Raw genomic sequence first — 22,857 nt, forward strand, 5'->3', positions numbered from 1 at the left:
AATGCTTTGTTGGACTCTTTTCAAAAACCTTTGTGCTATTGGTTTTTATACCGCGTAGTTTATTTTAAATCAAGTTAATGGTTAAATAATCTTGTGATTTTATCACATCTCATGTTAGATGCTAATTGCAAATGAGTATGGCTTTAAGCGTTGGCTATTTTCCCGTTTCAATGTTCCACTCAACTGTTTTTAGTCTTTTGGCAATTACTTTTATGGTATTCATGATTTCATTTTCTGATGGAAACTCGCCAAAAACTAATTCCCTAAAACGGGTTTCATAAGTGTCTTTGATTTGATTCCAAGTGTTTTCTGTGTCTGAAAATAATATGGTGCTTATTGGATGGTTTGATAACCAATTATTATTGTTTTTAAAGCTTTGCACATCATCATTGGCTACTTTTAATAGCATTACGTCAAATGCTGTAGAATTGAAAAATGAGTTGAGTTCATCATCTTTTAACATCATGTGAATATCATAAGTATGTCGAATCTTATTGCTCAAATCAGTTATGGGGTTTTCTGTTTGAGAGAAGCGAACTAAACTCATTATTTTTTCGCATAGAGTCCTTTTGGTACTTAATATTAAAACATCAAAAGGTTTCATTGCATATTGATTAATGATATCCTCTTGGTTAGCTTTCAACATCATTTCGTAAATGTAGGATGATACTGTGCCTTTAGTATATGGTTCAAAATGTCCTAGCCAAGAAGATTCTACAATGATATTGTCTCTTACTTGTCCAAAATCCCCATCAAAACTCTTTTTATACCTGTGAGCAGTTTTCCGTATCATACCCATTTTGTGAGTTATTCCGTCAATTTCTATTTCTGGAATCACATCGGTAACACATTTTGAAATCATTGTAATTTTCGATTTAAGTTGATTGTTTGATTCTCCTTCCTTTCTTAAAACTACTAAATCAATATCTTCTGAAAATCTGTCGATTAACTGATTACATTTAGACAGTGCCGTGCCTCCTTTGAAAACGGTTTCTTTTCCAATCTCACTGTTGAAAATGGCATACAAAGCAAATGTTACCCAATAATCCTTTTCAATATAGATTTCTGGAATTTCTTTTTGTTGAGCAGTTGCGATTATAGCATCTTGGAATAGTTCTTTATTTTCGTGTAGTTTCATTTCATATTCCAATTAGTTGTGGTTGGTAGTATTTTTTTATCAATTCCGTAGTTATATTCAGAAAGGGGATTAAGACTCTTTTTTAATGTTTTGAGTTCAATTGATAAGTCTATTTGTTCTAGTAAAGAACCCAAAAAAGCTCTAACCCTAGGTGGATAAGATAATGCACAGTTAATGAGTAGTTTTATCTCTTTTGTGTTTAGTTTTTTTAGTTGGTTCGAAATAATTTTGATTCCCGAACCCTTGTCTAAATCAGGTATTTTTTTAAAATCTTTTAAGGCGTCTAAAATTTCTAACAGAATGTAGTTTCTATCTGTTACATCTACATAACTTTTTACTGGATTCCCTTTAATATTTCCAATTGATACTGTTATTCGTTTATCTCTACTTGCAATTTTTATAATTCTTGGAACTTGGGTTGTTAAACCCATTCTGTTGTATAAAGAAATGCCTGTTATGTAAGCGATTCTTTTATTGTTTTGAAACAAATAAGCTTTCAATAATTCTTCTTCATTGGGTTTTAATTCTCCAAAAACGGTTTGTTTAGGTTTATAAAAAACTCCTGTTGAAACTCTTTTGATGATTCCTTTTTTAATTAAACGTTCAATTGCCTTTGCAGCTGCACTATATTCGTTTGATTTAATAGGAAGTTGTTGATACTTAAAAGTAGTACCTTCTTTTATCTTGTTGATTCGCTTTTCTATTTTTTGAGTGATTTTCATTAAAAACAAAAGTACGACATTTTAATTATTTGTCAAGTAAACGAAACATAATACTTGACATTCTATTTTCTTTGTTATTGATTTGTTTCAGTTTTTATTCCTTCCTTGGCAAAGTCAATAAATAGTCTATATGCTTTGATAAATGAGAATTTGTCGTCCGAGTGTTTCTCCGCAATATTCCTTTTTACCATAGTCGAACCAAGTAGTTTTTAATACTGTCAACATTATTTAATTGTTTGTTGGCCTTGACTACATCCGCTTGCCCCAAGAGGACTATTCAAAAACTCTATGCGGAAAGCGTACTAAAAAAGAACCTTCAAAACCCGCCTACGATTTTAGAGCTATCGGTGATTACGGGAATTAACCAGTTTAAGCTGAAGCAGAATTTTAAATGGGTCTTTGGGAAGCCTATTTTTACCTATGTGACCGAGTTGCGAATGGAGGAGGCTAAAAAACTGACCCGGGACGAGGGGTGTACCATTAGCGAAACGGCCTATAGGGTCGGCTATAAGAATCCGCAACATTTTACGGCGGCCTTTAAACGAAAGTACAATTACCTTCCTAGTCGCTTAAAAACTTCAGGGGTATAGGGCAGGTGTCCCGCAGGGCTTGAGGGCAAAACCCTGGTATGGCCTGTAAATTCTTATGGTTAGGGAAGCACAAACTAGGGAGCAATGGCCTCCGTTGCTCCCCTTTTATTCCGCTAAGTGGTTTTCGGTTTTCGGATTTATGCTCAACACGTCTTCTGCAAATTGTTTTTTGTTTTTGGGGGAAATAATGAGCAGGTCGAATTTTCCATAAGCCAGTTCGATCCGGTCTAGGGAAGGCGCAGGGGATGACATCAGGTTATTGGACTTGCGAATGGAGGTGAACCGGTCGATATCGAAGGTTTTGTTGTACAGTAGAGCGCATTTGAGCTTTAAGCAGCCCTTGTCGCTGATCGTGTATTGGGTGGAAAGGTTGAGGTATAGGCAGAAGCCATAGATCAATGCAAAGGTCCCGACAAGGGAGAGGATGGCTTCCACAGGCTCGTTTTGGTAGAGCATATACCCCGTGATGGAAAGCAGCAAGAGGCTTAAAAGGTCCATTAGGGTATATCTGTTGTCAGCCTACGTTATAATATTATTCCAATACCTAAATTTATTGTTGTAGGCTCTTTTTCGTTCTTAAATTCAATAAATTGGTTCGAATCAGCGTCATTGTTCTTTATGGAATTAAAATATTGGTTGATTCTTAGAAGTATAAACCCCTTTTTATCAGTCGAAAAGGATATACTTTTCTTTAACTGAACGAATGCACCAACACCAACTGAATTATAATTATCCTTAAGGTTATTGTCATAACTTATTGTAGCGTTATTATTAAAATTTGGGTCGTTCGGGTTAAATATGTCAAGTTGCGAAAAGTCGGTTATGGTATCTCCTTTTTCTTTGGCAGATAATAGAAAACTTGCAAATCCTCCAATTCCAAGTTGATAAGAATTATCTTGACCAAAATGGAAGTTAAAGTTTATTGGCGTTTGAATTTGGCTAATACTTCGGTTTCCTTTGTTGGTGACCGGTCCAATTTTGTTTTCGATAGAAAACCGATCCAGATAAAATCCAATTCCAAAGTCAAGAGAGGATTTTTCATTGAGCGAATAGTTTACACTTGGTAAAATATATGCTCCAATATGTACTGAGGATTTGATTTCAGGGCTTCCGTCAACATTCGTATTAGCTAATTCACTCGTTTTTGGGATTGAAAATGTTGGGCCAAGAGATAATTGAATTTCAGTTTTCTTGTCTTGTGAATAAATTTGGGTTAAAAACCCAATCATAAAAATCAATAAAATTTTCTGTTTCATAATCGTTAAATCTTTCTAAGACTACCATTTGAATTTGCTTCAAATTGTAATCTAAAAATGTGTAAAGGATGTTTCTATATCGTAGCGGCTTCTGCCTAATGCTTGGGTTCGTATGTTTGTTTCTTGAGTTGAAGGTAGAATATTTATAAGAATCTATTAGTTTAAAAGTAAGAGTGATTTTGTGCCTGTTGCACAAGCATGAATTCCATCAATACCTACTTGTTAGGTTATTTCTAGTAAAATATAACTAACAGATATAATGGGTTTTTATTATTTTTTATAATTCAAAAACCATCAATTTATTGCTGATGAGGGGTTGTGGAAGGGTTACTTGTGTTGGCAATAGTTATTTTTCGCCCTGTTTTGCTTTTCGTTTCTTATCCTTCACTTTTTTTCCGTTAACATACTCGAAAGTCAATTGATTTCCATCATCATCATAACAAAGCTCCTGTCCATTTTTCTTTTTCCCAGAATATTGACAACTATAGGTTAGTTTTTCCTTTTCAAACTGTTCAATTAATACCTTTTTTCCGTTTTCATCAAAGCTTGTTATTTGAGTCCATTTACCTGATTTTGGATAGTAATACTCTTTTTCTTTAGACCAAAGCTTATATCGATTATAGTCCGTCTTGTACATTAACTTTTTTTCAGTTCCCTTGAAGTATTGATATTCAAATAATATTACTCCGTCCTTATAAACTTCCTCTAAATAAACCTCTCCATTCCGCCTTGTTAATTGGGCAACCCCCGTAAAACGATTATCATCGGAATATCTATAAACTAAATCATTCTCAATATAGACTTCTTCCATAGCCAAAGTGTCTTGAGAATTGACATTCACAGAAACTAAAATGAAGATTAAAAAGATGAAGTATTTGATATGATTCATAATTATTGCCAACGGTTTGGCTATGCGCAGTGTCCCGAAGGGCATTGCGTATAGGTGTTGTGTGTGCCCAGTATGGGCATCTTTTACGCTACAGAAATGTAGTTAATTAATCTAGAGGGTGCAAGTCCCTTATGGGCAGGGGTAACGCCTTGAACCATTAGTAAGTCGCAAGGGTGGTAACCGCGAGGTTACATCTGAAGAAAGCGAGTTTTCATTAATTGGGGGACCGATTTCCAAGAAAATTTGTAGCCTATTCTAAAGTATGGAATAGTTTCAATTGTTGTAAAGAACGATGGGAAAGATGGATTGCGAACCGCCGTATACGGCCCGTTCCGCACCGGCTGCGGGAAGACCCGTATGGCAGGTGGTGTGAGAGGCGCAGTCCGTCCCTAATTAGGGGCGGACCCGTCTACTCGATTGTGCGTTCGTCTTTATTTGTTTTCCAATTTGATATTCCAATCAATCGTTTTTATTCTTTCCTGAATGAGGATTAAAGTATTTAATAATTCTGTTTCATCTGGAAAAGAACCATAAACCAAGTTCTTAAAGTCTGACTCATATACGATTTTCAAATCAGTCCACACTTTTGCTGGGTTTTCAAATATTAATGAATTAATAGGATGATTTTTCAGCCATTCATTGTTGTTTTTAAAGCTAGCTACATCATCTTGTGCAACTTTTAATAGCATAATGTCAAATTCTTTTGATTTAAAATAGGTAAGCAGTTCTTTTACAGAAAGAAGTTGGTTTAGGTCATATACGTGTCTAATTTTATTCTTTAAATCTGTAATTGGGTTTTCTCCATATGAGAACCGAACTAAACTCATAATTTTTTCACAAATAGTTCTACTTGGTTCTAAAACAAGTACATTGAATGGTAATAAATTTTGTTCTTTAGCGATTTCACGTTGTTCATTGTTCATCATCATTTCACCTATAAAAGAGCAAACACTTTTAGTTATATGGGGTTCAAAGTATCCAAGCCAAGTAGCTTCCACCACAATAGCATCTCTTATTTGACCATAATCTCCTTTAAATTCTTTGTTGTATGAGTGTGCTGTTTTACGATTCATTCCCATTTTGTGAGTTAAACCTGCTATTTCTATTTCTGGCAGTACATTGCTCACTACATTACTAATTGTTCTTATTTTAGTGGTAAGTTTATTATTTGATTCTCCCTCTCTTCTTAAGACAACTAGGTCAATGTCTTCTGAAAATCTTTCAATTATGTTGTAACATTTAGATAATGCTGTTCCACCTTTGAAAACTGTATCACTACCAATTTTATCATTGAATATTGTAAAAAGTGCATATGTCACCCAATAGTCTTTTTCTACAAATATTGCGGGTATTTGCATTTGGTCAGATGTAAACTGTATAGCTTGTCTAAATAGCTTTTTGTCTAGATGAAGTTTCATATGATATTCCAGTTAGAAGCTTTAGTTAATACTTTTTTTACACCAGGGATCTCATATTTAGTAATTGGATTTAGGGATTCTTTCAAGCTAATCGTTATTGATTTATTTTGTATTTCATCTAATAATGCACCTAATAAAGCTCTTGTAGATGGTGGATACTTTAAAGACAGTCGTATTAATTCTTTTTTATCATCTAAACTTAATTTTCTAATTATTTCCAAAAACCTTAAACAAGATGTTTCTATGGTAGTGTCGGGTATTTTCTTTACATACTTAATTGAATCTAGAATCCGTAATAGAGGAATATTTTTTTTGGTAATTATATTTTTTTGTTTGATAAATGATATCGTGTAACGCTCTCGTTTGAATTTAGGACGTGTTTGATTTTTTCCTATTTGTATTATATTACTAACTTGAGTTGTTAATCCTAGCTTATTATATATGCTATAGCCGGTTAGGTACCCAACCACTTTTCCATCTTCATTTATTAAGTCTTTAACTATTTGTTCTTGACTAGGTTGAAGAGTACCGAAAGGGGTTTTTTCAGGCTTGAAGTACTTTCCTTTTGATAGTTTTTCAATTTTGCCTGAATTTACCATACGATTTAAGGCTTTGATAATAGCTTCTTTTTTGTTCACATCAATATCAAAGTCCTCATAGGTGAAGATATATCCTTTTGGTAATCGGTCTATCGTATTTCTAATATATTCAGTTACTTTCAAAGTTTTTTGTTTATTCAAATCTAATAAAAATGTCCAGTTTTTTAACTAATAAACTGGACAAAAAAATAATTTATTTGGAAAGTAACACCTTCCTTTTTTTATTTATTGATTTTCAGAGTGCTATTTTTAGATGACGCCCAAAGTCAGTCTGTCTCAAAACCACCTTTGATTTTGAATACATACGCAATTTGTGATATACGGCCTATCGGCCTGAAAGAAGGTTGGATTTTCATAAATATCCTTCTTTTTAATACCTGTGATATAGCACCTTTATGAGGCTTATATGAATTCGTTCCGTGGAGAATCAACGGCTTGAGCAAGGGTTACTGTTGTTATATGCTGGATTTTAATCGTTCGTATTTAGGTTAGCAATCAATTCTTCTAAACCATTAACAATTTGATCATACTTTTGTCGGTTATAATTTTCAAGTGAATTAATTACTAGTACCGCATAATTATTCAGCAATCGTGTTTGTTCAGGATTTATAAACCGGTATAGTGAAAGACTTTGATTATTAATGGCTATTTGTTCAAGCCAATTCTTCATTAGCTCATTCTCAAAGTGTTCAGCATTATTTTTCATCTCTATTAAAATTTCCTTCAGCATATTGACATAATAAGGTAATGCTTGATCTTTATTAAGCCGGATAAGCGTTTGAGGGCCAAATTCTTTTAATTTATTTATTGCAATAATCACGGACAAATTGCGCTTAACTTCAATAGTATCAGTTATCGCTGTTTCTGCTTTACTAAAAGCAGATTTCGATTTACTGTCCGCATTCGTAACTTTTTCTTCTAGGCCGTCTATTTTATCTATTTGAGGTTGGGCATTATTTATTATGTCTAAGGCTTTATTGGCTCGTTCAGAAGCTTTATTAGCATCACTTTTAGCCATTTCAGAGTAAGCTTTTGCTTCTGATGCTCGTTTTGAAACATCAAGATTGAGCACAATTGGAATAAAAATCCCTAAAAAGCCAATTACTCCTATCCAAATGGAAACCCATGTATTGAGCCTATCAATATCACGGCCTACTTCCTCTTTGGTTCGATCAACCTCCTTTTCAACCTGTTTAGTAAGAAAATCAATATGGGCTTTCAGCTCATTAAGTTGTTTTTCAGTCAAGATGTAGTTGCCAGAGCTATCAGGTTTATTAGGTAATATAAAAAATGGTTTTAAAGTAATTTCATCAATCGATAATTCTCGGTTATATAGGTATTTGTCTGTAAGGACAGTAGTTATCTGTTTTAATAATGAATCTGTCAGTTCTTGCTTTCTTGAGGAATCGGCACTGATAAAGACTACTTCCGGCAAAAGCGATCCATTTTGAACTTCATTTTCGATGGAGGTTTCAATTATTTCCGTAACTTCTTTTTGTTGCTGTAATTGAAGTTCATTTACATTATTCCTCCAAACTAATACTCCAATAGCACAAAGTGACAAAGCCACTAACAGTATTTTAAAAAATGTCCTCATCAAACTTTAATAGATTTATTTATCAGTTTATTGGGATAATAAACTGGAAACTTGTAAATAATATTATTGTATCCATCTGCTTTTGAAGCTACAGAATGTGGAAATAGTTTTGCAAATGCAGTATCATGTTTAGACCTTTTCTCACTAAGTACTTTGACCGCACTCTCGAATATTAGTTGATCATGTGTAAAAAGAATCAACTGTAATGGTAATTCAGGGGTGAAATCTCCAAACATCTTGAACAAAGCTTCAATGAATGTTTCCACAGTAGCACGATTTTCGAAATCGCTTGCGTAAAAAATATCATCAAGAACTAACGGTAGGTTGATTTGTGTATTTTTTCTCGAGGCAATAGCAATTGCAATGCCTACCATTGTAGAAAATAACCGGTAGTGAAATGTATTTAGAATCTTTCCGACTGCCTGTGGTTCTATGTTCTGGTTCTTAGGCTTTATCTGTGCAGTAATGACTTCACTGAGTATCTCTCCGGTTTCTTCATCATACTCATCTGGTACTTTGGAAATGATTAAATCAATATTCCGATTATCCATTTTAAAGTACGTTTCAAGCACTTCTTCCACTATCAGCTTTATGGGATTAAAGGCTACATTGACTGCTTCATTTATTTTGAGGGAAGCGTGTTTCTCGTACTCCTTAGTGGCTTCCTTTATTTCGTTAAAAAGAGACTGAATCTTTTCAAGTTCTTCCACATTTTTTTGTTCTGTAGTAATTACCTGATTGGCTGTCCGGACTTGAGCTTCAAAGTCGGTGACTTCCTTGTTTAATTCAATAATCTGTTCAGTAACACTTTTAGTCTGCGTTTTACTTTTAATAAGATCATCAATTTTCTGGAGCTCACCATTCCTTTCTTCAAAAAAATCCGTTGTCTTTGATTCTATCTCTGATATGGAGTTAAGAAATTCAGAGTGTCTTTTTAAAAGGCCTGCAACATACTTGCTTTTGTCTTTTAAGTAATTCGGATTTTCTTCAAAATTTGAAATATCAGTAAAGAAGTCATTCGCCAAAAGATTTGATAAATAGCCTAAAAAGATACTTTCTTTTTGATTTAATTCGGAAAGTTCAGCTTTATCTTTCAGAGCCCCCATTTCTCGTGTGATAGCATTTTTCAGGCTGTTCAACTGGGAATAAAAATGAGTGATTAATTCTACGATATCTCCTTGCGCTTTTTGAACTTTTTGTGCAGCCTCATTAAGGCTTTTAATCCTTTCAATACGCAGATTGACACTTGACTTTATTTCATCTTTCTGGGATTTTGAATTTTCGCAGAATGGGCAGTTTTCATACTTATTCAAAAGTTCCTTACCAAGATTTAGAAATTGTAGCTCATTTAAACCTGCGCTTTTTACCTGTTTGGAAACAAAGTCGGTGTAGGCATTTTCAAATTGTGTTTTAGATTCCTTTATACGGTTATTGAGTGACGGCAATGAAAAACGATTTTGCTTTAATTGTCCCAATGTTTCAATCAAACCTTTAATAGCGTTTTCCTCTGGATTTGCTTTTTGATTTTTTTTAAGCTGTTCAAGCTTTACTTTTCTTTCCGCTATTGCCTTATTGTTCGTTTCAACTATTTGTTTCTGAGTTTCAATATTTTTTTTGGAAGCGTTGATACCCTTACTTTCTTTATACCGCCTATACAGTACAAATGCCTTTAGACGCTTATTAAATTCAAGCAAATCTTCTAAACCAATACTTTTTGCTATTTGATTGTGAAATGAACGCAGAACATTTTTTTCATAATTCAATTGCCCATTTTCATAGACATCATAATCGCTTATAAAATGAGTGTTTGGGTTAATCCTTCTCTTTACTGATTCTGGGATGTTCGGTGATTCTTGCAGGTCCAACTTTTTGTCCACCGTTTCAAGAACACAAAAGGTATTTTCAATGCCGTTTTCAAAGTGTCCTAAGAAAAGTCTGTATCGATCTTCATTTCCTTTTTCGAAATGTCTCAGTTGGGCCTCACCTATAGCATCGCAATACACAAATTCAATAGCATCATACAAGGATGATTTACCTGTAGCGTTACCGCCAAGAATAACCATACTTTGGGGTTCGTCTTTTTCGTTTACCAAATCAACTCCGAAAGGCAACTCACTTTTCGGAAACCCTCTGACAGATTTTAACCGTATTGATTTAATACGCAGGTCAATTCCTTTCCATTTCTCTATCTCGTCCTCTCCTTGTTCTTGAATAAATTCAATATCGGGTTTCTGGTTCTTGTATTGCTCATAGTAATTTTTGACGTTGTCAAAAAAGGATGTTTTGTCACTAATATTGAGGTCAGGATTTGCAGCAAAGACATAGGCTATAACATTATCCTTTAGTTCAGGATAAGTCACTAATTCTTTTAAAAATTCTTCTTTGCTCTTTATCATATCTGTTAATTCTTAGCTTGCATACAACGGTGGCAATATGCGGAGGCTGGGATTTCGAAGCACGTTCCTATCAAACCGTTGTGATTTTGAGTAAATGCACAAAGGCTCAAATTCGCTACATCGCCCAGCTTACGTATATTGCGTGTTGGCACCTGTGCTTTATTGATTAAGGTAAATGAAACATCTGTAAAGCCATTTGAATCTCCTTATTTGGGTCATCAGGTAATGAAAATCTATAATTTGTCCAGTTATTATCACTTGCTGCTTTTTCACTAATATAATTTGGATGATTTTTAATCGCTTCTTTAGATGTGTCAAGAACTGATGTGAAATTCTTATTGCTTACAAAGATTACTACTGAAGTTTTCGAATCACGCCATGTCAAATAACCAAGCAACTGGTCAATTGTACTTAAAAATCCCTTTTCGCCTGTCCAAAACTTGCATTCTGCAACGAATACAACAGAGCTATCATATCGTAATTGAATATCCGTTTTTCCAGTTTTGTTGAAAGTCTCACCGCTAGCACTTCCAAATTCAAAATTTGGGTCAAGCGTTAATAAAATATGGTCTCGTAAATGCTCTTCATATTTTCCAGAATATACTGATGGTAATCTTTCAAAATTCTTTCCTACATCATTTATGATTTTTAGAATTTTAAAGTAATTATCATTATCCAAGGTTGGTTCTGGTTTAAATCCTTTTGAGTGAACTACTGGTCTAACCTGAATTTTCTGTTTAAGTTTTGGTTGTGGAACTGCAAAAGTTTGTGATGTATTACCTTTCTTTTTTATTGGTACTCCAAGTGAAGAAAGAAAGTCTGATTTTTGTGCTATTTGTTGTCTTCGAGAATTCAAAGTGGAGCGTATAAAACCTTCTAAAGAATTGTTATAACCTTCAATATCACTTTTTAAAGCTTGATAAGAACCAAAAATATACCTTACTGAATCATCATATGACCGTTTAATTTTCTCAGGGTCATTATAGAAATTAACATACTCTAACACTATCGTTCGTGAACTTCTGTCTATTTGGATTTCATAACCCGCCATTGTAGTCCATGAGCTTGGTCGAAATTTTAAAAGGTCAATCGAACCCGAATATGGAATGTGGTAAACAATTATATCTTTCTTAAAAGATTGATTTGGATTCGTAATCATAAACTCTCCAGGGAATCTACTTGCATGAATTTCTCTTTCATAAGTATCAGCATATACTTTATCTGTATGAATCTCTGGAATATCAAGTGTGAATTCTGATTTCAAATATTCAACATATTGTTCCTCCCCGACGTTAAGAATATAATCTTCGGTTTCAGATTCAATTCTTTGTTTTAATTCATGTCTTTTACTTCCAAGTAAATTATCGAGTCTATCTTCAGCGTATATTTTCATATTGTAATGTTCTTTCCTAGCATTGGTGCCAACGGCCCGGGACTAGGCCCTGCGGATGCGCAGCAAACGCGTTAAGGGTCTGGGCTGCGCATCCGTGGGGCTTATCCCTTGTTGTGTTTCGTTTTCCTTCGGGAGGTCTCTACGGTTCTCGGAGGTCGCTCCCTATATTTTTGCGCCGCCCTTCCCGGGCCGTTGTGGCGTATTGAGCGCACCGGGAATCGAAAAAAGGTATGGGTACGGAGTGTTGCCCGTCTTGCTTTTTTCGATGTAGGGACGCGGCCGAAGGCAATTCGCCACAACTAATGGATATACGGCATTTGCCACGTAACCACCATATTTGGTATAAATCTTATACTTTTTTTCGACTATATATGATATAGGGCGTAATAGCACTGTTCCTGATTTTGTGAAAATACGGATGCTTAAACGGCATGCTACAAATATCTCCGTTTTGAAGGTTACCGCCTTACGTAAAAGCGTAATCCCCAAAAAAATGTAGCTAAAATCTTAAGGAAAATTAGTGCTGTAATCCATAGGGCCATTTTCACGCAATCCCCAACATCCTTTTCCTACAGAACTTTAAATATCGCAAAATGGCCCTACAAAAAAGAAGGGCCCAGATCTATATGAAGGGCTTTTCGATAAAGCGTAGGAATTTATAGATGTAGGGCCTTAGTTATGAATTCTTTAAAAAAAAACACCTTCTATTTGCTGCCCTTATAAACTACTGGGGTGAAACCATAAATAATCGTAATAAGGCCAAAAATAAAAGTCAAACGATTACATCCCGATCGCTTTGCCGGGCTCCGTGGGTCGTATGGGTTTAATAGCGGTACATTTCCAAATCGATGAAGTCCTTTATTTCCGATAGTTTGATCAGGTCTTCTATGTCAACGGTACTCCAGGTTTCCCTAAAGGTCTCATCCCCGCCTTCGGCGTCCAAATTTGTGTTTTCCTTGATCAATTTCTTTTGGGTCAGGAAGTTGATACTCGTTTCCTTATTCGTAACGGGGCCACGATTACTGCTGGAATCGTAGCCGATCAATTCAAAACCGGAGTTTTGAAACCGGAAGGTATACACCCAAGATCCATACCTGCCATGACTGTAATGTATATACAGTTTTCCATTTTTGATTTCAATCCATAATTCGGGAGGATAGTACACCCCGCCATCTTCATTTTCCGACGAAAAGCAGGCGTAATTTTTATCGGCAAGCCGATAAGCTTTATCCGTTTTGAACAAGACCAGGATCCCACGTCGATTTCTGTCCACTTTCTTGCCAAAGCGGTTGGTGACCACCTGGGCGCTATCGGTCTTTTTGATGATCAGCACACAATCATTCAATCCATCTTCATTTAGATCCCCATGGAAGCTTTCAAATTCCGTATATCCTTCGGGAATAAAATCGGAAGCTTCCTTATCCTGTGCGCTACACACGGTAAGTGTCAGAAGAAAAAGGGGTATTATTTTTAAAAATCCGTTCATTGGGCATTCAAAGTAGGGCAGTGGGCCCTTATTGTCCTCACGTGTTCGTGTATGACGGGCTTGCCATGGCCTATTCGTCGATGATTTCGTTCAGGCCTTTCTTAAATTTTTTAAACCGCTCCGGCATTTCCAAAAAGGGTTCCAGGGTAAAACTAAAAGTACGGTCTCCATCAAAAAGCCAGTAATTGTCATTTAACCGTCCTTCCTTGGTCGTGATATGCTGTTCGGGGGTATGGTTGACGGAAAATTGATTTTTCCCTTCATCGTACCAAATGCCCATCACACGTAAATCGTTTTCGCTTGCATAGGTAAGTTTTAAACGGGTTTGGAGATTATTGTTTACCGCCTCAATACCAAAGTCCTTGATGGGGAAAGCGTCCAGGTCCCTTGCCCAAGTATATGCGCCCGCTTTTGGATCGCTTAACTTTTTCCATTGTTCCGAAACCAATATGGAGTCGCTTTCCGATTGCATAACCGTAAATAGGTTTTCTTGGACAATTTCTATTTCCCGACTCTTGGGATCTATGGTAACGGTAGTCGTATCGGCGGCAATTTGCCCACCTTCAGTCTTGAAAAAGGAACTTAAAACGAAGAAAAGTATTTTTACGGTTTCCATTTTTGGATTTAGGGCCGCCCCAATGATTTTTTTACGACCTTGTCGGGCGGGCGGGTTTTGATTTTTACTTTTTTGTTGCAAAGCCAAAATTAAATATTTCGCTGTCGCGTAATTTTCAATTTAGCGGACTTTATAAATATACAGTACCCTTCGATTTAGGATGGAAGTCCGCATTTCGTTCAGGTTTTGTCGGCAGTAGTTGTTATTTCAGTTTGAATGTAATAGGGATTGTTTTATAGACTAATACACTTTGTCCATTTTTTTTATAAGGTTCTAATTGTTTTAAAGAATTCATAATTGCAAAACATTCGGTATCTAATACAATGTCAGCGCCTTCCGTAATGCTTAGATGATCGACTTTTCCAGTCTCATCTATGGTGAATTGAACAGTAACCCTTCCTTCAATTCCGTTTTCTACGGCTATCTCTGGATATCTAAAATGCTTTATGATATGTTGCTGAATTTTTTGGTTATTCGGATCAGATTGAGTTGCTGTTCCCAATTCCCAGTATCTAATGGCGTTTTCAGGAATAAATTCGCCATATTTTAGAGTGAAATTATAGTCTCTAGTCGATTCAATATTCCCTTTTTTATCATATCGTGTCCATAACCCATAGGGTTGTTTTCCCAAGTAGGATTTAGACCAAATTTTCTGACCTTTTTTCGTTTTTGAGAAAATATGATTTGTAACGCTGTCATTAATTTTTTTTATTTCCAGCATATATGGTCCACTTTCAACTTCTGTTTTACCATATTTATCTTTAAAATATTTGATTTCAGAATCTACCTGGCTCATAGCTAGATTTGAGAATAACAGGAGTAGGATAAAAATTTTTGTCATAAATGTTTATTTAAATTACATCTAGCGGTCTCGTATGACCATCGGTTACGGGTTAATTAGCGATTATTTTCGGTATGGCACAGACCTTGGCAATTCCGAGTGGATTTCCCGAACTTGTTTCGGGATAGACGAATCTGCCGACTGGGCGAAGCGACCGATGAAGACCTTGGGAAAAACAGCGAGCTGTGAATAAATTGCGGTTATACATTGGGCCTGTTGCGCAGCTATGAATTCCATCAACACGTACTTGTTAGGTTATTTCTAGTAAAATATAACTAACAGATATATTGGGTTTTTATTATTTCGAATAATTCAAAAACCATCAATTTATTGCTGATGACGGTTGTGCGACGGTTACTGGTGTTGTAAGCTATTTTTTATTTTTTTTCAAATATGACTTCTCTAGATTTTAGCTGAACTTTTCCGTTTTTTATTACTTTTGAAAGTGTGATTAAGTTCATTCCTTTTCCGTTTCTAAGGTATTCGAGTATTATACTATTAGAAGGTAAATTCACATTGTTACCTGCTATTTTCTTGAAATTTTCGGTTTCTGTCGAACTCCATTTTCCAGTTATAACTCTTATTCCGTTAGAGTCGGAAACTTTAATTTTTGCTGTCAAATTTTTTTTAAATTTTATTTCTAGAATATTGTCGGCTATTGATTTTTTAGACTTTTTTGAATTAGTGCTATTGATCCAAGTTCCAATAATGCCGTTTTTGTCTTTATTAATATGATGAATATCGAAGTCTTTTTTAGAAAGAGTATTGTCAGATGATTTGGTCTTAAAAGATAAAATTGTCAAAATAACAATTAAGATTGTCAATAGCTTAAATTTTTTCATTGATGTGTCTTTTAATTCTGATTGGTTAAATTGCTTACAAAGGCAGCCTGTCTCAAAACCAGCTTTGACTTTTAATAAATTTAAGCAATTTGTGGTACAATGGATATCGGCCTGAAAGAAGATTGGATTTTCATAAATATGGATATAGGGTCCAAGAGCGCATATTTCGGTCTTATAAGGAAGAAAAGGAACATTTTAAGGAGGTTTTTTCGGTGTTTTTCCCTGGTTTCGGGCTTCCAACCTAATTTGATACGTCTTTTTAGATGGTAGTCCAGGGCAATCTGGAGAACATCGTCAGCGACCCTAAGCTTATGGCGCATTCTTCCCTGCGGTTGGACATCCTTTACTTTATCGGTTAGGATATCGACGAGTAGCTCCCCGGGCACGGTACGATAAGTAAGACCCGTCAACTGTTCCCGGAAAATGCCCTTCAATAGGTACGGGGCCGCTTTGCCAAACATCCAAAATTAGAGTTCCGTTTCTGATTGGACATAAAAAAAGCCCCTTCAAGGGGCTTATATGAATCCGGTCCGTGGAGAATCAACGGCTTGTGTAACGGTTACCATTGCTAGCACTAATTTTTTATCAATTTAAAATATTAGCTATTCTGTTTACTTGGTTTTCCGTTAAAACAGGTTCAAAATATTTTATGTAATCATTTATTTCGTTCAAGAGTTTGACTTTTACATATTTGAACACACCTTTTGGTTTGTTATTAATCATAACAATAAGATTTCGTATTGGAATTTGTTGTTCCCCCCAATGATGTCCATTTAAAGTAATGTTTTCTGAAATATAGATGTAAAGTGCAAAATTTGCCCTTTCGATTTGTTCTATTGGTGACCTTAAACTCATTGACTCTACTGATGATTTACTCCAGTTTTTTGTTTCAATTATAAAAATACCTGCTTTGGATATTAAAAGATGGTCGATTTGAATGGAATAGATTCTTTGATTATGTTTTTTATAAAAAATGGGACGAGAAAAATTCAAGTTAAAGTCATTAATTAAAACATAATCATCTGATAGTTTTTTTATTTCCTTAACGACCAGATTTTCCCCAATTGCCCCTGAAATTAGATTTCTTGAATTTTCTATTACGCTCAGGGTATATTCTAATTTTTCGGTTTTGGGTTTTGCCCTTTTTTCAATAAGAGAAGGTTTTTCAGTTTCATATGCTTTTATAAAAACTTCATCCTTTTCAATACTTCTAGATATGTTTTTAAGAGCTGAATTTGCCAGTTCAGTTGTCTTTTTTTGAAAACGATGGGATTCTTTTTTTAGATAGTAAAGTTTGATACTCGAAACTATTTTTTTGAATAAGTTCTCACCCTTCTTATTTTTGATTACATCTATTTTTCGCTGTATTTCGTTGGTTTTATTGCTGATTGACTCTTCATTGAAATTGTTTATTTCAGTCTTTTTCTTGTTTTTAAGTTCTATGCTTTTGCAAGTCTTAAAATATTCTGCATCCAACTGCGCTGAAGTGTCATCGAGAATTGATTGCTTTTCTGACTTATAATTGGCTAGAAAATCCTTAATTTCTTTTACAGAACTAAACCTTGAAATTCCTTTACCCTCTAATTCGGACTTTAGGGATTTTAGTGATTCTATTGTTCCATAAATTCTTGCCATTGTGTTTTTTTAAATTACAACCAAAGGTCTAGCTTATAAACTTTAGTTGATATGTCTGGGGGTTACAAGTTCGTACGGCTGGTTTGGCACGAGCGTGACGCTTGCGGTAGAGGAGAGGCCAATTTTAGTTAGGAAGTTCGGTCATCATATAGCCTGTCGATATGATAGGTATTCACCTTTAATTTTGTGATTTTTAAATTTGTTCCTTCTTGTATTTTTAACGTCTCTCGATAAATTATATCTCCAAGTTTTAGAATGCCACTTCTTGACTTTCCATCTAGTGAGCCAATCTTATATTCTGCCAAGAAGTCAATATCACCTGCTTTAAAGTTTAAAGTATAAGAAGTTGGTTCTTTTGGTTTTTCCAACGGGAATAGGTGTTTGTTAGGAACGGTTATTCTAATATTTCGCTTTTCAAAATCGTTTTTTGTTATGTTATTGATGTAGATTGAATCGGATGATGAAAAATCATCTGACATTTTATTATTCAGAGTTTTAATAGTTATTTCTTTCTTCTCTAATTTTTTTTCTTTAATTCCAAAATTAGTCTTTGCTGTTAAAGCACAATTCTTTCTCAAACTTTGCAGAGTCGTTTTAAACTGGTTTTTTGGGTTTTTAGAGATGTTTAAAATAGGAACCAATTCGTTAATTATTTCTATCTCTAAATCTTCAATTTCTTTTTTAGTTTTGGGATATTCGTAAAAGGATAATGCCAAATTTTTTTCCATCCAATCGGTGATTTTTATTTCACTCTGATTGTCAAATTTAAAATGGCTAACCCTATTTATTTTGTAGTCTGTCTCATTTCTTGGAATAGGCTTTAAGTCTTCTTGTTCAAAGAGTATTGAGCCAATTGATTTTCTTAAAGTAGAACTTCCAGTTTTTCCAGTCGCAAAATGAGTTTTGGCATCCCTGCTTTCTTGGCTTGATTCGGTTTTTCCTATATAAATAATTTGGTGTTTGGAAACCGAATTTCCTAATATAGGAAAATCATTTCCTATGTAGAAGATTGCATATATCCCGGGAAGTTTAGAGAATGAATTAATTTTTAAAAAGGCATTTTCTTTTTTTTTTAACAACGTAATTACTTGCTTCGTTTTCATTGGTTTTTGGATATGTCAGTGCACATAGTTGTATTACAGTTAGCAGGAGTCTTTTTCCATTGGGGTTTAGTTTTAGTTTGCAAACACTTTTGAACTACAACTCCTTCTTCTTTTTGGTATATAAGCTTACCAATTGTCTTCCGATTCCTCCACAGTAGAGACTATTCCAGTTTTTAATTCTGTCATATTACGATTTAATCCTGGAAATAAAAGATTTCTTGTCTTTGTTTTACGAGGGTAAAATTGCTCAACTGTTTTTTTCGGGACATCAGTCGGTATTTTTGTTGTTGACCAAGCAGAACTCCCTATAGCTGAACCATTACCAAACCAGCTGTAAGAATTAATTCTTACATCTTTATACAACAAAATGTAATTGGTACCTTGAAAGCGAATTTTATTGTCTTTTAAGTTTATCTTCAAATCATAAACACAATTAAACTCTTTCGTGTTGAAAAATATTAGAAAATGACCGCGATATCGAGCGTCAAATTTTCCAGTAGCGTAGATTTCATTTTCATCTTGATACTGAATAGTAAAATCGTTGACTTTAAGATATTTGGTAATTTCATCGCTTAGTTCTTTTTTACTCCTATTAGGAAACTCAATGACTTCTTCAAAGAAAATATGATTATTGTTGTCAACTTGGTAAACTGTTTCTTGAGCAGATAGATTTATTACAATAGCTAAAAAAAATGTACTTAAAATATGTTTTTTCATAATGTGGTTATTTGGTTTGGACTTGATGTTTGTACGTCTTTTCGGTATGGTGATTATGCGAACTGTAAATTTATTTCGCAAGTCTTGTTGAGGTTATTTCATTCCATTTTTAATTGTTAATAAGTGTTTTTTTACATAGTCGTTAAAGTATATACTACCTGTTAGTTTTTTTTTAGTTTATTCAGGTGCTCTTCATCTAGGATTTTGTCATATTTCTCTTTTCGTATTTCATTACTTTTTAAATCAACGCGAACCCGCTTTACAAACTGCATGAAGTCATTGTGATCTTCGAATTTATTTAAAATTTCAGTTCTTACTGGAATATAATCTCCTAAGTACTTGTTCATTTCTTAATTGCCTCAATTTAGCTGTTACAGGCTGTTGTATAAAATTCCTAGTTTGTTTAATCCTTCAATTATTTGCTCTCGAAATATTTTCATTCTTCTATATGCTACTAAAGACATTTCAATTTCATAATTAATTCCTTTTCTGATTTCAGCATGTAGATGAATAGCATTTCTCAAAGTATAAATTGTTTTCAGTTCATCACCGAGACTAGGTTCAAGTAATCCAAGTTTGACTGATGCGTCAACTTTATATTCAAACCTTATTTGGTTAATATCTCTAGTGAATGTGTCTCTGTACACTGTGAAAATTCGTTTTCCATCATGTTCTAACGAATCAAGGTCTTTACTCACAGAAATTCTTTTAAAATTTTCCGTTAGGTACAAATCTTTGACTTCTTGTCTTTCTTTTAAAACGTCAAACAGAAGATGATGAAGAACAGCTTCATATATGGAGGCATAATAAATAATTTGGATGCGAACCTGAGCAATTTTCAGATAATCATCAGCTTGCATTCCTTCAAGTAACTTGTAGATATATCTAATTGCTTTGAACTCTTCGGCTAATCTCTTTGAAAGTTGACTATCAGTGATGTAGTCAAAATAATTTTCAAACCAATATTCATCAGGTAAATGCTGATTTACATAAGTATCAATGCTTTCTTGTATTTCTTTACTAAATGGCATCAGTTATTGTCTCTTTTTTAATTACCCCCAACTTTTATGTATAAGAATAGTTACGGGTTTGTATGCGAGGAATTTCCGAAGGAAATTCAGACGTAACAAACACGCAACTACCTTTGTTTTAGCACTAAACCGCAATTATTTTTATACCGTGTTGCCACAGTATTTATTATTCCTTAAAGTCATTGTCAAAAAATGTATTCAAGTTCTTTTTCTTCCTCAAAGTACCATCGGTTTTTAGCTTATCAGTATATCTTCTTAATGTCGCTTGTTTTCTATAATGAGGTAAATCTTTATGGTCATTTATAGATTTTTGCACATTTTCGGCTACATCGTTTGGCAGATGGTAACTTAAATTAACTCCAAGTAATGAAGGGAATAATTCATCATAAACTTCTTTTACATCTTCATGATTTGGTGCTAAAGCAATGTAGTTATATAAAAAATCCGGTCTTATGTAACAACTTTCGTGATATTTTTCATTTAAAACTTCTTTTACTTTTCTGAAGGTTGTAGTGTCTTTGGAAAGCCACCAAGTTTTGTAACCAAAAATACTCGTGTCTTTAGTTTCGTTATTTTTTTCTCTTAACGCATAAACTGACAAAATTAATTGTGCATCAACTTCTGCTTTTTTTGACATACCACCTTTGGAATGGGTAAGTTCCTCTGTTAGTTTAGTTTTAATATTCTCATCAATATTAATATTAAGTTCATTTTCAGGTATATATTCTATTCCAAACATTTCTTTTAACAATTGAATAAAATCAATTTTAGCCGTTTTCAAATCAGGTGTAACGAAGTGATTAATGAATTTATCGAATGAATTTATTTTACCTCTTTTTTTAGCATATAAATATGCTCGCATAATAATATGAGGTATCGCAGTTAAATTATATTCATCATCTAAATAAAAATCTTCTGATTCTTGAATGTTTGAATAATATGAATTACGCAATATTTGAAAATGAGAAACTAGTTCATCTATAATTGGGTCGCTTACTACTAACGTAACTCCAGCTTTACTTGCTCCTTTTAACAAATTCCAATGTCTTTTGTTGATGTCTTCTAAAAAATACTCTGAAAATGCAGGTATTAGAATTGAGTTACCTATAAATAAAGTTAATTTATCGGCTAAAGATTGAAAATAGATAGCAACTTTTGGGTCCCATTGTAGAAGAAACATTAACATATAAGTATTAGAAAGTGATTTCAAATACCTCTTTTGCTCAATTGTACCATTGTATACAATTTCTCTAATGGCGTGAATTAAGCACTCTTTGACTTTAGGTTGATTTTCTGCTTTGATAGAACTATCATTAACCACTTTTGTAACAACATCAATCAACTGCTTTTCTATACAGTTATCACTATTCTTATTAATTAAAAAATTTGAAAACTCTAAACCTTGTTCATAAAATATAGTGCGAACGATTTCTTTTACTAAATCTGATACATTTTGAACAATTATTTTCTCGTCTTTTAAGTACTCTTTTATTTTAATTGTCGTTTGCTCTGAAAAGTCTTGTTCAAGATTTATATCCCTTAAGTTTCTTTCGGTAATTTCTTTTCTTGTAGAATAAGGAAGACAATAACCGTCTAATTTCTTATGGTATTGTATTTTTTTACTTTTAGTCTTTTGAATAACCTCTAATCTTTGGTCAACTAATTCATCTACAGAAGAATCATCTTTTTTTAGAAAGTTTTTGACAAATTTTAATATAGAATCTTTAGATATAACTATTTCTTTTTCAGGGTCTGTTGGTTCTAGATGATAAAGAATTAGTGAATCAATTAGATTATCATTTAAACCTTTAGTGTCAGTATTATCTTCAATTTGTTGCCTTAAAAATACAAATAGGCGAGAATCATCATCTAAATTAGAAAGTACGTAAGATTTCCCAGGTTTACTATATTCTTGATAATTAGCTTTTAGAAACGATTCATAAACTCTTTCGGTAGCATTTGAATGATTTACATTTGTTTTAAACCAATCATTATCCCAAATTCTAACACTTGTACTTTTATTATCAAGAATACTATCTTGTATACTGTCTTTGTTATTTATTTTTCTATTTGAAATATATGTTAATCTCGAAATTGTTTTTCCGTTCTTAATTAATTTATCGATTGTATTTTCAATTTTTTTTTGTGGGTCAGCTTTTTCAGTTGAGATTTGATACAGTTCTTTTTCATTAGATTTTCTGTGAAATAAATGTTCAAAACCGTCAATTCCTTTGTCTCCACTTCCACCAACTGGAATAAATTCATAGCCAAGTCTTGCAGATAGAAAATTATGTGAGAAATCTTCGAAAATCCATCCATTGTCAAGATTTTTTAATGCTGTTTCAAATGCTGTTATATCCATTCAGTTTATTCGGTGTTTTTTTTGGCTTGCTGCCAACTAGTGGATATACGGCATTTGCCGCATAACCACCGTATTTGGTATAAATTTTATATTTTTTTTAAACTATGTATGATATAGGGCACACCAGCGCTGTTCCTGATTTTGTGAAAACACGGTTGCTTAAACGGTACGCTACAAATATCTCGGTTTTGAAGGTTACTACCTTACGTAAAAGCGTAATCCCAAA

21 protein-coding genes are annotated in these 22,857 nt (G+C 33.9%); 1 reads left to right on the top strand and 20 read right to left on the bottom strand.

Translation table 11 applies throughout. From position 1 onward, the window contains the following. Window positions 1–154 precede the first annotated feature (154 nt). Both BW980_RS14675 and BW980_RS14680 read right to left on the bottom strand, forming a co-directional pair. Window positions 155–1,138, bottom strand: a complete 984-nt coding sequence (locus tag BW980_RS14675) for a nucleotidyl transferase AbiEii/AbiGii toxin family protein (RefSeq protein WP_076455937.1) — start codon at window positions 1,136–1,138, stop codon at window positions 155–157. Further along, window positions 1,135–1,860, bottom strand: a complete 726-nt coding sequence (locus BW980_RS14680) for a DUF6088 family protein (protein ID WP_076455938.1) — start codon at window positions 1,858–1,860, stop codon at window positions 1,135–1,137. The genes BW980_RS14675 and BW980_RS14680 overlap by 4 nt, the downstream gene beginning before the upstream one ends. A 245-nt stretch (window positions 1,861–2,105) precedes the next feature. Here BW980_RS14680 and BW980_RS14685 point away from each other — a divergent pair, with 245 nt between their 5' ends. After that, window positions 2,106–2,450, top strand: a complete 345-nt coding sequence (locus BW980_RS14685) for a helix-turn-helix domain-containing protein (protein ID WP_175609900.1) — start codon at window positions 2,106–2,108, stop codon at window positions 2,448–2,450. 105 nt (window positions 2,451–2,555) lie between these two features. Here BW980_RS14685 and BW980_RS14690 read toward each other — a convergent pair whose 3' ends face one another. From BW980_RS14690 to BW980_RS14785, 18 genes are all read right to left on the bottom strand, one after another. Continuing rightward, a complete protein-coding gene (locus BW980_RS14690) occupies window positions 2,556–2,948 on the bottom strand; it encodes a PH domain-containing protein (RefSeq protein WP_076455940.1) in 393 nt (130 codons plus the stop codon). Between the two features lie 26 nt (window positions 2,949–2,974). Further along, window positions 2,975–3,706, bottom strand: a complete 732-nt coding sequence (locus BW980_RS14695) for an outer membrane beta-barrel protein (protein ID WP_076455941.1) — start codon at window positions 3,704–3,706, stop codon at window positions 2,975–2,977. 346 nt (window positions 3,707–4,052) lie between these two features. Then, window positions 4,053–4,517 (bottom strand): hypothetical protein, encoded by a 465-nt coding sequence (locus tag BW980_RS14700; protein ID WP_139327688.1) that lies wholly within the window; start codon window positions 4,515–4,517, stop codon window positions 4,053–4,055. A 509-nt stretch (window positions 4,518–5,026) separates the two neighbouring features. Beyond that, complete coding sequence (locus BW980_RS14705; RefSeq protein ID WP_076455943.1) at window positions 5,027–6,013, bottom strand: nucleotidyl transferase AbiEii/AbiGii toxin family protein; 987 nt, start codon at window positions 6,011–6,013, stop codon at window positions 5,027–5,029. Continuing rightward, window positions 6,010–6,735, bottom strand: coding sequence for a type IV toxin-antitoxin system AbiEi family antitoxin domain-containing protein (locus BW980_RS14710; protein WP_076456281.1), 726 nt, complete (start codon window positions 6,733–6,735; stop codon window positions 6,010–6,012). The genes BW980_RS14705 and BW980_RS14710 overlap by 4 nt, the downstream gene beginning before the upstream one ends. A gap of 346 nt (window positions 6,736–7,081) precedes the next feature. After that, complete coding sequence (locus tag BW980_RS14715) at window positions 7,082–8,182, bottom strand: hypothetical protein (RefSeq protein ID WP_139327689.1); 1,101 nt, start codon at window positions 8,180–8,182, stop codon at window positions 7,082–7,084. 26 nt (window positions 8,183–8,208) lie between these two features. Beyond that, window positions 8,209–10,605 (bottom strand): AAA family ATPase, encoded by a 2,397-nt coding sequence (locus tag BW980_RS14720; RefSeq protein ID WP_076455945.1) that lies wholly within the window; start codon window positions 10,603–10,605, stop codon window positions 8,209–8,211. Window positions 10,606–10,771: 166 nt separating this feature from the next. Continuing rightward, window positions 10,772–11,998 (bottom strand): hypothetical protein, encoded by a 1,227-nt coding sequence (locus tag BW980_RS14725; RefSeq protein WP_076455946.1) that lies wholly within the window; start codon window positions 11,996–11,998, stop codon window positions 10,772–10,774. An 823-nt stretch (window positions 11,999–12,821) separates the two neighbouring features. Next, on the bottom strand, window positions 12,822–13,484 hold the full coding sequence (locus tag BW980_RS14735) for a hypothetical protein (protein WP_076455948.1): 663 nt from the start codon (window positions 13,482–13,484) through the stop codon (window positions 12,822–12,824). Window positions 13,485–13,554: 70 nt separating this feature from the next. Further along, window positions 13,555–14,100, bottom strand: a complete 546-nt coding sequence (locus BW980_RS14740; protein ID WP_139327690.1) for a hypothetical protein — start codon at window positions 14,098–14,100, stop codon at window positions 13,555–13,557. Window positions 14,101–14,302: 202 nt separating this feature from the next. Then, on the bottom strand, window positions 14,303–14,941 hold the full coding sequence (locus tag BW980_RS14745; protein WP_083690488.1) for an energy transducer TonB: 639 nt from the start codon (window positions 14,939–14,941) through the stop codon (window positions 14,303–14,305). A 377-nt stretch (window positions 14,942–15,318) separates the two neighbouring features. Then, a complete protein-coding gene (locus tag BW980_RS14750) occupies window positions 15,319–15,783 on the bottom strand; it encodes a hypothetical protein (RefSeq protein WP_076455951.1) in 465 nt (154 codons plus the stop codon). Between the two features lie 80 nt (window positions 15,784–15,863). Then, window positions 15,864–16,217, bottom strand: coding sequence for a hypothetical protein (locus BW980_RS14755; protein WP_139327691.1), 354 nt, complete (start codon window positions 16,215–16,217; stop codon window positions 15,864–15,866). A gap of 151 nt (window positions 16,218–16,368) precedes the next feature. Further along, on the bottom strand, window positions 16,369–17,418 hold the full coding sequence (locus BW980_RS14760; protein ID WP_076455953.1) for a nuclease-related domain-containing protein: 1,050 nt from the start codon (window positions 17,416–17,418) through the stop codon (window positions 16,369–16,371). A 128-nt stretch (window positions 17,419–17,546) separates the two neighbouring features. Then, the gene (locus BW980_RS14765) at window positions 17,547–18,521 is read right to left on the bottom strand and encodes a GIY-YIG nuclease family protein (RefSeq protein ID WP_076455954.1); all 975 of its coding nucleotides are present in this window, start codon (window positions 18,519–18,521) and stop codon (window positions 17,547–17,549) included. Window positions 18,522–18,647: 126 nt separating this feature from the next. After that, window positions 18,648–19,238 (bottom strand): DUF4468 domain-containing protein, encoded by a 591-nt coding sequence (locus BW980_RS14770; protein WP_139327692.1) that lies wholly within the window; start codon window positions 19,236–19,238, stop codon window positions 18,648–18,650. Window positions 19,239–19,609: 371 nt separating this feature from the next. Beyond that, on the bottom strand, window positions 19,610–20,269 hold the full coding sequence (locus BW980_RS14780; RefSeq protein ID WP_076455957.1) for a hypothetical protein: 660 nt from the start codon (window positions 20,267–20,269) through the stop codon (window positions 19,610–19,612). Between the two features lie 166 nt (window positions 20,270–20,435). Further along, a complete protein-coding gene (locus tag BW980_RS14785; protein ID WP_076455958.1) occupies window positions 20,436–22,631 on the bottom strand; it encodes a hypothetical protein in 2,196 nt (731 codons plus the stop codon). Window positions 22,632–22,857 lie beyond the last annotated feature (226 nt).

The organism is Zobellia uliginosa (genome assembly GCF_900156625.1).
GTDB classification, from domain to species: Bacteria; Bacteroidota; Bacteroidia; order Flavobacteriales; family Flavobacteriaceae; genus Zobellia; species Zobellia uliginosa.

What these genes read in the sequence shown, in the direction of transcription:
- BW980_RS14690 (WP_076455940.1), bottom strand. Translation starts at nt 2,948, where the DNA reads ATGGACCTTTTAAGCCTCTTGCTGCTTTCCATCACGGGGTATATGCTC.
- BW980_RS14735 (WP_076455948.1), bottom strand. Translation starts at nt 13,484, where the DNA reads ATGAACGGATTTTTAAAAATAATACCCCTTTTTCTTCTGACACTTACC.
- BW980_RS14725 (WP_076455946.1), bottom strand. Translation starts at nt 11,998, where the DNA reads ATGAAAATATACGCTGAAGATAGACTCGATAATTTACTTGGAAGTAAA.
- BW980_RS14770 (WP_139327692.1), bottom strand. Translation starts at nt 19,238, where the DNA reads ATGAAAAAACATATTTTAAGTACATTTTTTTTAGCTATTGTAATAAAT.
- BW980_RS14740 (WP_139327690.1), bottom strand. Translation starts at nt 14,100, where the DNA reads ATGGAAACCGTAAAAATACTTTTCTTCGTTTTAAGTTCCTTTTTCAAG.
- BW980_RS14720 (WP_076455945.1), bottom strand. Translation starts at nt 10,605, where the DNA reads ATGATAAAGAGCAAAGAAGAATTTTTAAAAGAATTAGTGACTTATCCT.
- BW980_RS14745 (WP_083690488.1), bottom strand. Translation starts at nt 14,941, where the DNA reads ATGACAAAAATTTTTATCCTACTCCTGTTATTCTCAAATCTAGCTATG.
- BW980_RS14705 (WP_076455943.1), bottom strand. Translation starts at nt 6,013, where the DNA reads ATGAAACTTCATCTAGACAAAAAGCTATTTAGACAAGCTATACAGTTT.
- BW980_RS14695 (WP_076455941.1), bottom strand. Translation starts at nt 3,706, where the DNA reads ATGAAACAGAAAATTTTATTGATTTTTATGATTGGGTTTTTAACCCAA.
- BW980_RS14785 (WP_076455958.1), bottom strand. Translation starts at nt 22,631, where the DNA reads ATGGATATAACAGCATTTGAAACAGCATTAAAAAATCTTGACAATGGA.
- BW980_RS14700 (WP_139327688.1), bottom strand. Translation starts at nt 4,517, where the DNA reads ATGGAAGAAGTCTATATTGAGAATGATTTAGTTTATAGATATTCCGAT.
- BW980_RS14760 (WP_076455953.1), bottom strand. Translation starts at nt 17,418, where the DNA reads ATGGCAAGAATTTATGGAACAATAGAATCACTAAAATCCCTAAAGTCC.
- BW980_RS14750 (WP_076455951.1), bottom strand. Translation starts at nt 15,783, where the DNA reads ATGAAAAAATTTAAGCTATTGACAATCTTAATTGTTATTTTGACAATT.
- BW980_RS14675 (WP_076455937.1), bottom strand. Translation starts at nt 1,138, where the DNA reads ATGAAACTACACGAAAATAAAGAACTATTCCAAGATGCTATAATCGCA.
- BW980_RS14765 (WP_076455954.1), bottom strand. Translation starts at nt 18,521, where the DNA reads ATGAAAACGAAGCAAGTAATTACGTTGTTAAAAAAAAAAGAAAATGCC.
- BW980_RS14680 (WP_076455938.1), bottom strand. Translation starts at nt 1,860, where the DNA reads ATGAAAATCACTCAAAAAATAGAAAAGCGAATCAACAAGATAAAAGAA.
- BW980_RS14780 (WP_076455957.1), bottom strand. Translation starts at nt 20,269, where the DNA reads ATGCCATTTAGTAAAGAAATACAAGAAAGCATTGATACTTATGTAAAT.